The organism is Streptomyces kronopolitis (assembly GCF_050953795.1).
Taxonomy (GTDB): domain Bacteria; phylum Actinomycetota; class Actinomycetes; order Streptomycetales; family Streptomycetaceae; genus Streptomyces; species Streptomyces kronopolitis_A.
In genome coordinates this window covers 2,236,017-2,251,398 of sequence record NZ_CP191850.1, presented here as the reverse complement: position 1 = coordinate 2,251,398, position 15,382 = coordinate 2,236,017, and the positions used below count along the sequence as shown (strand labels likewise).

Annotated in this window: 13 protein-coding genes; all 13 read left to right on the top strand. The window is 71.0% G+C overall.

From position 1 onward, the window contains the following. The first annotated feature begins 6 nt into the window (after positions 1-6). The 13 genes from ACQP17_RS09830 (at position 7) to ACQP17_RS09770 (ending at position 15,348) form a co-directional block, all read left to right on the top strand. Complete coding sequence (locus ACQP17_RS09830; protein WP_433855911.1) at positions 7-2,013, top strand: peptidoglycan D,D-transpeptidase FtsI family protein; 2,007 nt, start codon at positions 7-9, stop codon at positions 2,011-2,013. Positions 2,014-2,031: 18 nt separating this feature from the next. Further along, positions 2,032-3,837 (top strand): UDP-N-acetylmuramoyl-L-alanyl-D-glutamate--2,6-diaminopimelate ligase, encoded by a 1,806-nt coding sequence (locus ACQP17_RS09825; protein WP_433855910.1) that lies wholly within the window; start codon positions 2,032-2,034, stop codon positions 3,835-3,837. 62 nt (positions 3,838-3,899) lie between these two features. Further along, on the top strand, positions 3,900-5,351 hold the full coding sequence (locus ACQP17_RS09820) for a UDP-N-acetylmuramoyl-tripeptide--D-alanyl-D-alanine ligase (protein ID WP_433855909.1): 1,452 nt from the start codon (positions 3,900-3,902) through the stop codon (positions 5,349-5,351). 5 nt (positions 5,352-5,356) lie between these two features. Then, positions 5,357-6,421 (top strand): phospho-N-acetylmuramoyl-pentapeptide-transferase, encoded by a 1,065-nt coding sequence (gene mraY / locus ACQP17_RS09815; RefSeq protein ID WP_433859873.1) that lies wholly within the window; start codon positions 5,357-5,359, stop codon positions 6,419-6,421. After that, a complete protein-coding gene (murD, locus tag ACQP17_RS09810) occupies positions 6,418-7,893 on the top strand; it encodes a UDP-N-acetylmuramoyl-L-alanine--D-glutamate ligase (protein ID WP_433859872.1) in 1,476 nt (491 codons plus the stop codon). The genes mraY and murD overlap by 4 nt, the downstream gene beginning before the upstream one ends. A 60-nt stretch (positions 7,894-7,953) precedes the next feature. Then, positions 7,954-9,303, top strand: coding sequence for a putative lipid II flippase FtsW (gene ftsW, locus ACQP17_RS09805; RefSeq protein ID WP_433855908.1), 1,350 nt, complete (start codon positions 7,954-7,956; stop codon positions 9,301-9,303). A 6-nt stretch (positions 9,304-9,309) separates the two neighbouring features. Next, positions 9,310-10,401, top strand: a complete 1,092-nt coding sequence (gene murG, locus ACQP17_RS09800) for an undecaprenyldiphospho-muramoylpentapeptide beta-N-acetylglucosaminyltransferase (protein ID WP_433855907.1) — start codon at positions 9,310-9,312, stop codon at positions 10,399-10,401. A 23-nt stretch (positions 10,402-10,424) separates the two neighbouring features. Beyond that, entirely contained in the window at positions 10,425-11,240 is an 816-nt protein-coding gene (locus ACQP17_RS09795; protein WP_433855906.1) for a cell division protein FtsQ/DivIB, read from the top strand. A gap of 282 nt (positions 11,241-11,522) precedes the next feature. Then, entirely contained in the window at positions 11,523-12,749 is a 1,227-nt protein-coding gene (gene ftsZ, locus ACQP17_RS09790) for a cell division protein FtsZ (RefSeq protein ID WP_189098355.1), read from the top strand. 13 nt (positions 12,750-12,762) lie between these two features. After that, positions 12,763-13,539: a peptidoglycan editing factor PgeF gene (gene pgeF, locus ACQP17_RS09785; protein WP_433855905.1), complete on the top strand. Its 777-nt coding sequence runs from the start codon at positions 12,763-12,765 to the stop codon at positions 13,537-13,539. Continuing rightward, complete coding sequence (locus tag ACQP17_RS09780) at positions 13,523-14,245, top strand: YggS family pyridoxal phosphate-dependent enzyme (protein ID WP_433855904.1); 723 nt, start codon at positions 13,523-13,525, stop codon at positions 14,243-14,245. The genes pgeF and ACQP17_RS09780 overlap by 17 nt, the downstream gene beginning before the upstream one ends. 122 nt (positions 14,246-14,367) lie before the next feature. After that, entirely contained in the window at positions 14,368-14,988 is a 621-nt protein-coding gene (locus ACQP17_RS09775) for a cell division protein SepF (RefSeq protein ID WP_006606158.1), read from the top strand. A gap of 66 nt (positions 14,989-15,054) precedes the next feature. Continuing rightward, entirely contained in the window at positions 15,055-15,348 is a 294-nt protein-coding gene (locus ACQP17_RS09770; RefSeq protein ID WP_433855903.1) for a YggT family protein, read from the top strand. The last annotated feature ends 34 nt before the right edge of the window (positions 15,349-15,382 follow it).

The window sequence follows — 15,382 nt, the reverse complement described above, 5'->3', positions numbered from 1 at the left end:
CGCGGCATGACCGAGCCCAGGGATCCCCGCCGGGTGCCGCGTCCCGCCCAGCGCGGCGGCCAGGGAGCCGGCCGCACCGGCCGCCCGCCCGCCGGCCGCCGCCCCGGGCCCCGGCCGCGCCCCAAGCCGGGCGCACAGAGATCCGCGGCCCGCCGGCCCGCCGGCCGCCCCGGACAGCCGGTGCTGCGCCTCGGCAGCCCCCGCCCCCGCCTGCGGCTCATCGCCCTCGGGCTGACGCTGATCATGCTGGTCTTCGTCGTTCGGCTCTTCCAGGTGCAGGCCGTCGACGCCTCGGCGTACGCCGCCCGGGCCAACGAGAACCGCTACGTGCCGGTCACCCTGGCCGCCGAGCGCGGTGCGATCACCGACCGCAACGGCGTCGACCTGGCCACCACCGTCGACGCGTACGACATCACCGCCGACCCCAGCCTGCTGGCGCCCGGCAAGATCAAGACCGGCGACGCGCCACAGCGGGCCGCAGCCCTCCTCGCGCCGATCCTCGGCCAGGACAAGGCCACCCTCGCCGGCAAGCTCGACCGCCCCAAGGCCCGCTACGTGCTGCTCGCCCGGCAGCAGAGCCCGCAGGTCTGGAAGAAGATCAAGGACCTGCGCACCCGCCTCGACGCCAGGGCTGCCGCCGCCCCCAAGCACGCCCCCCGCCCCGACGTCCTGGTCGGGATCTTCGCCGACAAGCACAGCAAGCGCCTCTACCCCAACAAGGACCTCGCCTCGGGCGTCCTGGGCTTCGTGGGCAGCGACGGCAAGGGCGGTGGCGGTCTGGAGGCGCGCCTGAACCGTCAGCTCGCCGGCAAGGACGGCAAGCTCGTCTACGCCCAGTCCGGCGGCCGCCGGGTGCCCACCGCCGACACCCAGGAACACCCCGCCGTCCCCGGCAGCGACGTCGAGCTGACCCTCGACCGGGACATCCAGTGGGCGGCCCAGCAGGCCATCACCGAGCAGGTCGCCGCCTCCCGCGCCGACCGCGGCTACGTCGTCGTCCAGGACAGCCGCACCGGCGAGATCCTGGCGCTCGCCAACGCGCCCGGCTTCGACCCCAACGACGTCGCGAAGGCCGAGCCGGAGGCGCTGGGCAACGCCGCGCTGTCCGACGCCTTCGAACCGGGCTCCACCAGCAAGCTGATGTCGCTGGCCGCCGTCCTGGAGCAGGGCGTCGCCACCCCGGCCACCCGGGTCACCGTGCCCAACCGGCTGCACCGCGGCGACCGGTTGTTCGCCGACGACGTCGACCACGCCACCTGGCACCTGACGCTCAACGGCGTGCTCGCCAAGTCCAGCAACATCGGCACGATCCTCGCGGCCGGTCAGCTCGGCAGAAGCCAGCCGCAGGCCAACCAGGTGCTCTACTCCTACCTGCGGAAGTTCGGCATCGGGAAGCCGACCGGACTCGGCTTCCCCGGCGAGACCGACGGCATCCTGGCCAAGCCGCAGGACTGGAACACCTCGCAGCAGTTCACCATCCCCTTCGGCCAGGGACTCTCGCTCAACGCCGTACAGGCCGCCTCCGTCTACTCCACGATCGCCAACGGCGGCGAGCGGATCGCCCCCTCCCTGGTCCGCGGCACCACCGGCCCCGACGGAAAGTTCACCGCGGCGCCCAAGCCGGCCAGGAACCGGGTGGTCAGCCACAAGACTGCGACCACGCTGGCGACCATGCTCGAATCGGTGGTCGACGACGACGAGGGGACCGGCGCGAAGGCGAAGATCGACGGCTACCGGGTCGGCGGCAAGACCGGCACCTCCAACCGGGTGGACCCGAAGACCGGCCGCTACCACGGCTACACCGCCTCCTTCGCCGGCTTCGCCCCCGCCGACAAGCCCCGCATCACGGTCTACTGCGCGGTCCAGAACCCCACCGCGGGCAGCTATTTCGGCGGTCAGGTCTGCGGCCCGATCTACCAGCGGGTCATGGCGTTCGCGCTGAAGACCCTCCAGGTACCGCCGACCGGAGCCGAGCCCCCGCGGCTGCCGGTCACCTTCACGCCAGGCCAATGAAATCGAGGCAATTCCGCCGTGACGACCATCACCCCCGACGGCACCCCCGATGGCACCCCCATCCCGGGAAACTGCGCCCCCCCACCGCCCTCACTTCGCCCCGGGCCCGCTGTGCCCGGTACGCTCACCGCCGTGTCACACGCTGATCAGTCCCCGAAAGCCCAGCACGCCGAGAAGGCCGGTCCCGGTACCTACCCGGGAGCCCCCCGCCCTGAACGCGTCCGCCCCACCCCCCTGGCGGACCTCGCCGAGCAGCTGGGCTGCCCGGCCCCCGACGCCGGCCATCCCGGTGCAGGCACCGGCTCCACCGGAGCGGCTGACGCCGCGCAGCCCGTGATGGTCACCGGCATCACCCACGACTCCCGGGCGGTACGCCCCGGTGACGTCTACGCCGCGCTGCCCGGCGCCCGTCTGCACGGCGCCGACTTCGTCGCCCAGGCCGCCGACCTCGGCGCCGCCGCGATCCTGACCGACCCGACGGGCGCCGACCGCGCCGCCGCGACCGGCCTGCCGGTCCTGTCCGTCGAGAACCCGCGCGCGCGGATGGGCGCCCTGGCCGTCTCGATCTACGGCGCGCCGGGCGAGGACCTCCTCCAGATCGGGATCACCGGCACCTCCGGCAAGACCACCACCGCCTACCTCATCGAGGGCGGGCTGCGGGCGGCCGCCGCCGGGCGCCCCGACGGCGGACCGACCGGCCTGATCGGCACCGTCGAGACCCGCATCGGCGACGAGCGGATCAAGTCCGAGCGCACCACCCCCGAGGCCACCGACCTGCAGGCGCTGTTCGCCGTGATGCGCGAGCGCGGGGTCCGCGCGGTCGCCATGGAGGTCTCCAGCCACGCCCTGGTCCTGGGCCGGGTCGACGGCTGCGTCTTCGACGTCGCGATCTTCAACAACCTCAGCCCGGAGCACATGGAGTTCCACTCCGGGATGGAGGACTACTTCCAGGCCAAGGCCCAGCTCTTCACCAAGGCCCGCAGCCGCGCCGGCGTGGTCAACCTCGACGACGAGTACGGCAAGCGCCTGGCCGAGGGCGAGTCCGAGGTCCCGGTCACCACCTTCTCCGCGGAGGGCCACCCGGACGCCGACTGGCGCGCCGCGGACGTCGAGGTCGGCACCCTCGGCTCGACCTTCACGGTGCACGGCCCGGACAGCGTGACCGTGCGCGCCGCCTCGCCGATCGCCGGCCCGTTCAACGTCGCCAACGCGCTCGCCGCGATCGTCTCGCTGGTCGTCGCCGGCATCGACGCGCAGACCGCGGCCGACGGCGTGGCCGCGGTCCCCGGTGTGCCCGGCCGTCTGGAGCGCATCGACGCCGGCCAGCCGTATCTGGCGGTCGTCGACTACGCCCACAAGACGGACGCCGTCGAATCGGTTCTGCGCGCCCTGCGCAAGGTCACCGACGGCAAGCTGCACGCCGTGCTCGGCTGCGGCGGCGACCGTGACCCGCACAAGCGCGGCCCGATGGGTGCCGCGGTGGCCCGGCTCGCCGACACCGCGATCCTGACCTCCGACAACCCCCGTAATGAGGACCCGCTCTCGATCCTCGCCACCATGCTCGCGGGCGCCGCCGAGGTGCCGATCCACGAGCGCGGCACGGTGCTGGTCGAGGAGGAGCGGTCCGCCGCCATCGCCGCCGCCGTCGCCCGCGCCGAGGCCGGCGACACCGTGATCGTCGCGGGCAAGGGCCATGAGCAGGGCCAGGACATCGCCGGAGTGGTGCGCCCCTTCGACGACCGCCAGGTGCTGCGCGCCGCCATCGAGGACTCTCAGACGTCACAGCAGTCGCAGCAGTCACCGCAGCCGAACCACCAGGGATGACACACCTCCATGCGCGCACAATCCGCTTATCGTCACCGCCCGCCCCACGACGGGGGTGACCTGTGATCTCCCTGTCGCTCGCCGAGATCGCGAGCATTGTCGGCGGGCAGCAGTACGACATACCGGACGACGGCCGTGAGGTCACCGGACCGGTCGTGGCCGACTCCCGCGCGGTCCGGCCCGGCGCCCTGTTCGTGGCCTTCGCCGGGGAACGCGCCGACGGCCACACCTTCGCCCCGGGGGCCGTCGAGGCCGGCGCGGTGGCCGTCCTGGCCGCCCGCCCCGTGGGCGTCCCCGCGATCGTCGTCGACGACGTCACCGCCGCCCTCGGCGCGCTGGCCCGCGCCGTCGTGGAGCGACTGGGCACCACCGTCGTCGGGCTGACCGGCTCGGCCGGCAAGACCAGCACCAAGGACCTGATCGCCCAACTGCTGCAGCGGCACGGCCCCACGGTCTGGCCCGAGGGCAACCTCAACAACGAGATCGGGCTGCCGCTGACCGCGCTGCGGGCCGAGGAGACGACCCGTCATCTCGTCCTGGAGATGGGCGCCCGCGGCGTCGGCCACATCCGCTACCTCGCCGGGCTGACCCCGCCGAAGGTCGGTGTCGTGCTCAACGTCGGCTCCGCGCACATCGGCGAGTTCGGCGGCCGCGAGCAGATCGCCCTGGCGAAGGGCGAACTCGTCGAGGCGCTGCCGTCCGCCGCCGAGGGCGGCATCGCGGTGCTCAACGCCGACGATCCGTACGTACGTGCCATGGCGGTGCGGACAACGGCCCGCACGGTGCTGTTCGGTGAGGCCGCGGACGCCGCGGTGCGCGCCGAGAATGTCCGTCTCACGGAACTCGGTCAGCCTGCCTTCACGCTTCACACACCCTCCGGGTGCAGTGATGTGACCATGCGGCTGTACGGTGAGCACCACGTGTCGAACGCGCTCGCCGCGGCCGCCGTAGCCCATGAGTTGGGCATGCCCGTCGACGAGATCGCCTCCGCGCTCTCGGAGGCCGGCACGCTCTCCCGCTGGCGTATGGAGGTCACCGAGCGCGCGGACGGCGTGACGGTCGTCAACGACGCCTACAACGCGAACCCCGAGTCCATGCGAGCGGCGCTGCGAGCGCTGGTCGCCATGGGCGCAGCCGCCAAGGCGAAGGGCGGGCGTACGTGGGCGGTGCTCGGTGAGATGGCCGAGCTCGGCGGGGAGTCGCTCGCCGAACACGACGCGGTCGGACGCCTGGTCGTCCGGCTCAACGTCAGCAAGCTCGTGGCGGTCGGCGGCGCGGAAGCGGCGTGGCTCGACATGGGCGCCAAGAACGAGGGTTCGTGGGGTGAGGAGTCGGTGCACGTGTCCGACGCGCGGGCGGCGGTCGACCTGTTGCGCAGCGAGCTGCGGCCGGGAGATGTCGTGCTGGTGAAGGCGTCCAGGTCGGTGGGGCTGGAGCGGGTCGCCGCAGCATTGCTGGACGACGCGGGGCCGCTGGGCACTGCGGGCGCCGAGGGTGGGGCCGCGTCCCGATGAACTCGATGAAGCAGATCCTCTTCTCCGGAACGATCGGGCTCTTCCTGACCCTGATCGGCACCCCGCTGCTGATCAAGCTGCTGGCCAAAAAGGGGTACGGGCAGTTCATCCGCGATGACGGCCCGCGCGATCACCACAGCAAGCGCGGTACGCCCACCATGGGTGGTATCGCCTTCATCCTGGCCACGATCATCGCCTATGTGCTGACCAAGGTCATCACGAGCAGCGACCCCACCTTCTCCGGTGTGCTGGTGCTGTTCCTGATGGCGGGCATGGGCCTGGTCGGCTTCCTCGACGACTACATCAAGATCGTCAAGCAGCGTTCGCTGGGTCTGCGGGCCAAGGCCAAGATGGCCGGCCAGCTGATCGTCGGCATCGCCTTCGCGGTGCTCTCGCTGCAATTCGCCGACCTGCGCGGACAGACCCCGGCCTCGGACCGGCTGTCCTTCACCCAGGACTTCGGCTGGCAGATCGGCCCGGTGATCTTCGTGATCTGGGCGCTGTTCATGATCCTGGCGATGTCCAACGGCGTGAACCTCACCGACGGCCTCGACGGCCTGGCCACCGGCGCCTCGGTGATGGTCTTCGGCGCGTACACCTTCATCGGCATCTGGCAGCACCAGGAGTCCTGCGCCAACCAGATCACCGCGGGACCGGCCTGTTACGAGGTACGGGATCCGCTCGACCTCGCGGTCGTCGCCTCGGCCCTGATGGGCGCCTGCTTCGGCTTCCTGTGGTGGAACACCTCGCCCGCCAAGATCTTCATGGGGGACACCGGCTCGCTGGCCCTGGGCGGCGCGCTGGCCGGTCTGGCGATCTGCTCCCGCACCGAGCTGCTGCTGGCCGTCCTCGGCGGCCTCTTCGTCCTGATCACCATGTCCGTGGTCATCCAGGTCGGCTCGTTCCGGCTGACCGGCAAGCGGGTCTTCCGGATGGCGCCACTACAGCACCACTTCGAGCTCAAGGGGTGGTCCGAAGTCCTTGTCGTGGTCAGATTCTGGATTATCCAGGGCATGTGCGTCATCGTCGGACTGGGCATCTTCTACGGCGGTTGGCAGGCAGCGAAGTGACCACGCACGACCCGGCTGGCGGCCCCGCGGGGTTCGCCGGCCAGCACATCACCGTGGCCGGTCTGGGCGTGAGCGGCATCAGTGCCGCCCGCGCGCTGGCCGGCCTCGGCGCCCGCGTCACCGTCGTGGACGGCGGCGACGGGGACAGGCAGCAGGCGGCCGCGCGGGAGCTGGAGTCGGCGGGGATCACCGTCCGCCTCGGCGACGGCGCGACCCTGCCCGAGGGCACCGACCTGGTCGTGACCTCGCCCGGCTGGAAGCCGGACAGCCCGCTGTTCGCGGCGGCCGCCGCGGCCGGGGTGGACGTGGTCGGCGACGTGGAGATCGCCTGGCGGCTGCGGACCGTCACGGGAGCGCAGCCCGCCGCCTGGCTCGCGGTCACCGGCACCAACGGCAAGACCACCACCGTGCGGATGCTGGCCTCGATCCTGGAGGCCGAGGGCCTGCACACCACGGCCGTCGGCAACATCGGCACCCCGATCATCGACGTCGTCCTCGGCCAGGGGAAGGACGGCGCGCGCCCCTACGACGTGCTCGCCGTCGAGCTCTCCAGCTACCAGCTGCACTGGGCGCCGTCCCTGCGCGCGCACTCCGCGGCGGTCCTCAACCTCGCCCCCGACCACCTCGACTGGCACGGCTCGATGGCGGCGTACGCGGCCGACAAGGGCCGGATCTACGAGGGCAACACCGTGGCCTGCGTGTACAACGTGGCCGACCGGGCGACCGAGGACCTGGTGCGCGAGGCCGACGTCGAGGAGGGCTGCCGCGCCATCGGCTTCACCCTCGGCGCCCCGGCCCCCTCCCAACTCGGCGTCGTCGAGGGTCTGCTCGTCGACCGCGCCTTCGTGGCGGACCGGCACCAGCAGGCCCAGGAACTCGCCGAGGTCGCCGACATCGCCCCCGGCTCCGGGACCCCCGCCCCGCACAACATCGCCAACGCCCTCGCGGCGGCGGCGCTGGCCCGTGCCTACGGGGTCGGCCCGGTGGCCGTCCGCGACGGACTGCGCGCCTTCCACCCCGAGGCCCACCGCATCCAGCACATCGCGGACCTGGCCGGTGTCACCTACATCGACGACTCCAAGGCCACCAACACCCACGCCGCCGAGGCGTCGTTGGCCGCCTACGCGCACATCGTGTGGATCGCCGGCGGCCTGGCCAAGGGCGCGACCTTCGACGAGCTGGTGCAGAAGTCCGCGGCCCGGCTGCGCGGGGTGGTGCTGATCGGCGCCGATCGGGCGCTGATTCGCGAAGCCCTGGCGCGACACGCCCCCGATGTCCCGGTGGTCGACCTCGACCGGACCGACACTGGGGCGATGTCCGAGGCGGTCCGGGAAGCGACCCGTCTGGCCGAGCCGGGCGACACCGTCCTGCTGGCCCCGGCCTGTGCCTCGATGGACATGTTCGTCAATTACAACAAGCGGGGCGAGGCCTTCGCCGACGCGGTCGGCGAGCTGACCGCACGGGATCACTAGACCGTTTCTCCCCGCCGCCGCCGGGACCGGCCGGCGCGCGCACCTGTGGAGGGGACGAGGATGACGGCCCGATCGCCGAAGGCGACCCCACCACGCGTGCCGCGCCGCCCCGCCACGGTGCGCGGGCCGCGCGGCCCCCGCACCCCGGGCGGCCCCCGGGGCCTCCTGGTCCGGGTGCAGCGGGCCTGGGACCGCCCGCTGACCGCGTACTACCTGATCCTCGGCGGCAGCCTGCTGATCACTGTCCTGGGCCTGGTGATGGTCTATTCGGCCTCCCAGATCAAGGCGCTGCAGTCCGGCCTGGCCCCGTCGTTCTTCTTCCGCAAGCAGCTGCTCGCGGCCGTGCTCGGTGGCGGGCTGCTGCTGGCCGCCTCCCGGATGCCGGTACGGCTGCACCGCGCGCTGGCCTACCCGCTGCTGGCCGGCTCGGTGTTCCTGATGTGCCTGGTGCAGATCCCCGGGATAGGGGTCGCGGTCAACGGCAACCAGAACTGGATCAACCTCGGCGGCCCTTTCCAGATGCAACCCAGCGAGTTCGGCAAGCTCGCGCTGGTGCTGTGGGGCGCCGACCTGCTGGCCCGCAAACAGGACAAGAAACTGCTGGCGCAGTGGAAGCATCTGCTGGTGCCGCTGATCCCGGTGGCGTTCCTGCTGCTCGGGCTGATCATGCTCGGCGGGGACATGGGCACCGCGATCATTCTCACGGCGATCCTCTTCGGGCTGCTGTGGCTGGCCGGTGCGCCCACCCGGCTGTTCGCGGGCGTGCTGGGCGCCGCCGCGCTGATCGGGGCGCTGCTGATCAAGACCAGCGCCAACCGGATGTCCCGGCTGGCCTGCATCGGCGCGACCGATCCGGGGCCCGGCGACCAGTGCTGGCAGGCCGTGCACGGCATCTACGCGCTGGCGTCCGGCGGATTCTTCGGTTCCGGGCTCGGTGCGAGTATGGAAAAATGGGGTGAACTCCCTGAACCGCACACCGACTTCATCTTCGCCATCACCGGGGAGGAACTGGGTCTGGCGGGGACGCTGTCGGTGCTCGCCCTCTTCGCGGCTCTAGGCTATGCGGGTATCCGCGTGGCCGGACGCACGGAGGACCCCTTCGTACGGTACGCCGCGGGAGGCGTGACCACCTGGATCACGGCGCAGGCCGTGATCAACATCGGTGCGGTGCTCGGCCTGTTGCCGATCGCCGGTGTCCCGCTCCCGCTGTTCTCCTACGGAGGCTCCGCCCTGCTGCCGACGATGTTCGCCATCGGGCTGCTGATCGCCTTCGCGCGTGACGAGCCCGCTGCACGGGCGGCGTTGACGGCCCGGTCGAAGCGGAAGCCGGTCTTCGGCAGAAGAGCGGCTGGGGTGAGATGGAAGACGATGAGACGGCGCGTCAAGAAGCGACCGTCCGGAGAGCGGTGAATTTCGGTGCATGTCGTACTCGCCGGTGGGGGGACCGCCGGCCACATCGAGCCCGCGCTCGCCCTCGCGGACGCCCTGCGGAGGCAGGACCCCACCGTGGGGATCACGGCACTCGGTACGGAGAAGGGCCTGGAGACCCGGCTCGTCCCGGAGCGCGGCTATGAGCTGGGGCTGATCCCCGCCGTACCGCTGCCGCGCAAGCCCACGCCCGAACTGATCACCGTCCCCGGGCGGCTGCGCGGCACGATCAAGGCCGCCGAGCAGATCCTGGAGCGCACCAAGGCCGACTGCGTCGTCGGCTTCGGCGGCTACGTGGCGCTGCCCGGCTATCTGGCCGCCAAGCGGCTCGGAGTGCCGATCATCGTCCACGAGGCAAACGCCCGGCCCGGTCTGGCCAACAAGATCGGCTCGCGCTACGCCAAGTTCGTCGCGGTCAGCACCCCGGACAGCAAGCTGCGCGCGGCCCGCTACGTCGGCATCCCGCTGCGCCGCACCATCGCCACGCTGGACCGCGCCGCGGTCCGTCCCGAGGCGCGGGCGGCCTTCGGCCTCGACCCCAACCTCCCGACCCTGCTGGTGTCCGGCGGTTCCCAGGGTGCCCGCCGGCTCAACGAGGTCATCCAGGCCACGGTGCCGGCCCTCCAGCGCGCCGGTATCCAGGTCCTGCACGCGGTCGGCCCGAAGAACGAACTGCCGCACGCGGACAACATGCCCGGGATGCCCCCCTATGTCCCGGTACCGTACGTGGACCGGATGGATCTCGCGTACGCCGCGGCCGACATGATGCTCTGCCGCGCGGGCGCGATGACCGTCGCCGAGTTGTCCGCCGTCGGGCTGCCGGCCGCGTTCGTCCCGCTGCCCATCGGCAACGGCGAGCAGCGGCTCAATGCCCAGCCGCTGGTCAACGCCGGCGGGGGACTGCTGGTCGACGACGCCCAGCTGACCTCGGACTGGGTGCAGAGCAGTGTGCTCCCGGTCCTGGCCGATCCGCACCGGCTGTACGAGATGTCGCGCGCGGCCTCCGAGTTCGGCCGCCGGGACGCCGACGAGCTGCTGGTCGGCATGGTGTACGAGGCGATCGCGCAGCGCAACAAGTAGCGCACGAGAGAAGGCAGGGGAGCGTGGCCGGACCGACAACCGCCCGGCGCGGCGAGCAGAAGTCATCGTCCGGCCCGCCCTCCGCCGTGGCGCCCCCACGGCGAAGATTCGGGTGGGTACGCCTTCGTGTCCGTGCGCCGGGCCGTCGCAGTCTGATCATCACCCTGGTCGGCGCGGCGCTGCTCGGCGCGTTCGGCGTCTGGGTGCTCTTCGCCTCGAACTGGCTGCGGGTGGAACGCGTCAGGGCGACCGGCACCGCGGTGCTGACGCCGGGTGAGGTCGTCGCCGCGGCGCACGCCCCGATGGACGCCCCGCTGGCCTCCGTGGACACCGAGGCGCTGGCCCGGCGGCTGCGCGCCCGGCTGCCGCGCATCAAGACCGTGGACGTCGAGCGCTCCTGGCCGAACACAATCGGTCTGAAAGTGACCGAAAGGAAGCCGGAACTGCTGATGCGGTCGGGCGGAAAGTTTGCCGAAGTGGACGTCGAAGGGGTTCGGTTCGCCACCGTGGCGGCGGCCCCCCGGGGTGTTCCGCTTCTGGAAATGACCGCATCCGACTCTCCGAGTCTGCATCAGTTCGGAACTGACCGGCTACGACGCGCCGCCGTCGAGGTCGCCGGGGATGTGCCCACGGCGCTGCGCAAGAACCTGCGGAAGGTCCGGGTCCGGTCCTACGACGCCGTCACCCTCGAACTGGCGGACGGCCGCACCGTCGCCTGGGGCAGCAGCGAACAGGGCCCCGAAAAGGCAAAGGTGCTGGCCGCGCTGGTGAAAGCGGCGCGTGACGCGCGCCACTTCGATGTGTCGGTGCCCAGCGCCCCTGCGGTATCCGGGAGTTGACGTGTGTAGTCGCAGGCCAGCACCCTGGATGGCTACGACTATGGGTGATCACATAGGGTGAAAAGAAAAACGGGAGGTTCGGCGTGTTCGTTGAACGTGCGCGCCTTGTCGACTTAGTGTCTCGTTCCAAAGGGACTATGGAACCAAGGAACACAGGCACAGGTAACCCTAAACTTCAACGTTAGGGTTCGGGTCGGCAATACGAACCGTCCCATCGGCATCAGTCGGCGTCCACACGCACGTGCGGCGACGACACGTAACTCGAGGCGAGAGGCCTTCGACGTGGCAGCACCGCAGAACTACCTCGCAGTCATCAAGGTCGTCGGCATCGGCGGCGGTGGCGTGAACGCCATCAACCGGATGATCGAGGTCGGGCTCAAGGGCGTCGAGTTCATCGCGATCAACACCGATGCGCAGGCGCTGCTGATGAGCGACGCCGACGTCAAGCTCGACGTCGGCCGCGAAATGACGCGCGGGCTCGGCGCCGGCGCCAACCCGGATGTGGGTCGCAAGGCGGCCGAGGACCACCGCGAGGAGATCGAGGAGGTCCTCAAGGGGGCCGACATGGTCTTCGTGACCGCGGGAGAGGGCGGCGGCACCGGCACCGGCGGCGCCCCCGTCGTCGCCAACATCGCGCGCTCGCTGGGCGCCCTGACGATCGGTGTGGTCACCCGGCCGTTCACCTTCGAGGGCCGCCGTCGCGCCAACCAGGCCGAGGACGGCATCGCCCAGCTGCGCGAAGAGGTCGACACCCTCATCGTGATCCCCAATGACCGGCTGCTGTCCATCTCGGACCGTCAGGTGAGCGTGCTCGACGCGTTCAAGTCCGCGGACCAGGTGCTGCTGTCGGGTGTGCAGGGCATCACCGATCTGATCACCACCCCGGGCCTGATCAACCTCGACTTCGCCGACGTCAAGTCCGTGATGTCGGAGGCCGGGTCCGCCCTCATGGGCATCGGCTCGGCGCGCGGCGACGACCGCGCGGTGGCGGCCGCCGAAATGGCGATCTCCTCGCCGCTGCTGGAGGCGTCCATCGACGGCGCCCGCGGTGTGCTGCTGTCCATCTCGGGCGGCTCCGACCTCGGGCTCTTCGAGATCAACGAGGCCGCCCAGCTGGTCAGCGAGGCCGCACACCCGGAAGCCAACATCATCTTCGGCGCGGTCATCGACGACGCGCTGGGCGACGAGGTCCGGGTCACGGTCATCGCCGCGGGCTTCGACGGTGGCCAGCCGCCGGCCCGTCGCGACGCGTCCTCGGCGTCCGGCGCGAAGCGCGAGGAGCCGGCCCCGGCCCCGAGCCGTCCGGCCACCCCGCCCGAGCCGCGTTCGTCGTCCTTCGGCGGACTGGGTTCGGTGCCGGTGCGCGACGAGGAGCCGGCCCCGGCCGAGTCCTCCTCCTCGCTGGGCGAGATCCCCTCGCCCCCGGCGAGCACCCCGCAGGTTCCCCCGGCCCGTCCGTACTCGGACTCCGCGGCCGAGGAACTGGACGTCCCCGACTTCCTGAAGTGACCGAAGCAGCGAAGTGATAGGGCAACAGCACCACGAGAGCGGCGCGCATTTCGCCTTCACCGACAGGTGGGGCGGGGTGAGCGCCGCTCCGTACGATCAGCTCAACCTGGGCGGCGCGGTCGGCGACGACCCGCGGGCCGTCCGCGCCAACCGTGCGCGCGCCGCCGCGGAACTCGGCCTCGACCCGGCCGCGGTGGTCTGGATGAACCAGGTCCACGGCCGGGACGTCGCCGTGGTCGACGGGCCGTGGGCGGACCGGGACATCCCCGCGGTGGACGCGGTGGTGACGGACCGCCCGGGGCTCGCGCTCGCCGTGCTGACGGCCGACTGCACCCCGGTCCTGCTCGCCGACCCCGTCGCCGGGGTGGCGGGGGCCGCGCACGCCGGCCGGCCCGGGCTGGTCGCCGGGGTCGTCCCGGCGGTCGTCGGGGCGATGGTCCGGCGGGGCGCGGAGCCCGCACGGATCCTCGCGCACACCGGTCCGGCGATCTGCGGGCGGTGTTACGAGGTGCCCGAGGCGATGCGCGAGGAGGTCGCCGCGACGGTGCCCGAGGCCCGGGCGACCACCGGCTGGGGCACTCCGGCGGTGGACGTCACCGCGGGCGTGCGGGCTCAACTCGCCGCGGCGGGCGTGCCGTTGCGTGAGGATTCCCACATCTGCACCCGCGAATCCGCGGACCATTTTTCCTACCGGCGCGACCGGACGACGGGGCGGCTCGCGAGCTATGTATGGCTCGGGGCGCCCCCGGCCCGGGGCGGGGAGAGGCCGAGCGGTGACGGACGACCGTAAGACGCAGCTGGCGCAGAACCTGGCGCGGGTGGAGGAACGTATCTCCGCCGCCTGCGCCAAGGCCGGCCGGCCGCGCGACGAGGTGACCCTGATCGTGGTCACCAAGACCTACCCCGCGAGCGACGTACGGCTGCTCGCGGAGCTGGGGGTGCGGCAGGTCGCGGAGAACCGCGACCAGGAGGCCGCTCCCAAGGCCGCTGAATGCGGTGATTTGTCGCTTACTTGGCACTTCGTTGGTCAGTTGCAGACGAACAAGGTACGGTCCGTGGCCGGATATGCCGGAGTTGTTCAGTCGGTCGACCGGGCCAGGCTCGTCATCGCCCTGTCCAAGGAGGCGGTGCGGGCCGGGCGCGAGCTGGGGTGTCTGATCCAGGTGGCGCTCGACGCGGAGTCGGGGGAGCGGGGAGAGCGTGGCGGGGTGGCGCCGGACGGGGTCGAGGCACTTGCCGAGACGATCGCCGGGGCCCAAGGGCTGCGTCTGGACGGTGTGATGACCGTCGCACCGCTGGCCGGGCCCTACGCCGGGCGTGAACTCGACGCTTTCCGACGCCTCCTGGAAATTTCATCCGACCTGCGCGCGCTGCATCCTGCTGCCAACATGGTGTCAGCAGGCATGAGCGCGGACCTTGAGGACGCCGTGGCGGCCGGGGCGACACATGTGCGCGTCGGCACTGCGGTACTCGGAGTCCGACCACGGCTCCGGTAACGTCGCCAAGCAAGTCGGACCACAGCACAAAATATGGTCATTCCCGCACAAGCGGGCAGGCCGCGTGGATCCAAGGCCCCTGCTGACGGAGCCGATCCACCACAGAGCGGAGGACGCAGAGAATGGCCGGCGCGATGCGCAAGATGGCGGTCTACCTCGGCCTCGTGGAGGACGATGGGTACGACGGCCGGGGGTTCGACCCCGACGACGAGTTCGAGCCCGAGCTTGACCCGGAACCCGATCGGGGGCGGCGTCAACAGCACCAGGCTCAGCCCGAAATCCCCCCGGAAAGGGAGGAACCCGTCCGTGCTGTGACACCTCCGGCGCAACGCGAACCCGCCCCGCTCACCGTGGAAAGCGGACGACCCGCGCGAATCGCCCCCGTGTCATCCATCACACCCGAACGTCCAAATCTGGAGAAGAACGCACCGGTGATCATGCCCAAGGTTGTGTCCGAGCGGGAGCCCTACCGCATCACCACACTCCACCCCCGGACCTACAACGAAGCCCGTACCATCGGGGAACACTTCCGCGAGGGTACTCCGGTGATCATGAATCTGACGGAGATGGACGACACCGATGCGAAGCGACTTGTCGACTTTGCGGCCGGTTTGGTGTTTGGTCTTCACGGCAGTATCGAGCGGGTGACGCAGAAGGTGTTCCTGCTGTCTCCTGCTAACGTCGATGTCACGGCGGAGGACAAGGCCCGTATCGCAGAGGGTGGGTTCTTCAACCAGAGCTGAGACGCAACACCGGGCACACCAGGGCCGTAGGGTCCGCACAGGAGCAAGGGGAGAGGGACGCGCGAGATGAGTGTCGCTGGTCAGGTGATCTATATCGCGCTGTACTGCTTCTTGATCGTGCTGATCTTCCGGCTGGTGATGGACTATGTGTTCCAGTTCGCCCGTTCATGGCAACCCGGCAAGGCGATGGTGGTCATTCTTGAGGCTGCCTACACTGTCACTGATCCGCCACTCAAGCTTCTGCGGCGGGTAATTCCGCCGCTGCGTCTCGGGGGCGTGGCGCTCGACCTGTCCTTCTTCGTATTGATGATCATCGTGTTCATCCTGATCACCGTCGTGAGGTCGGTGTTGTTGGTGTGAACGATACGGTCTTGCCGATTGCCGACGACTACGT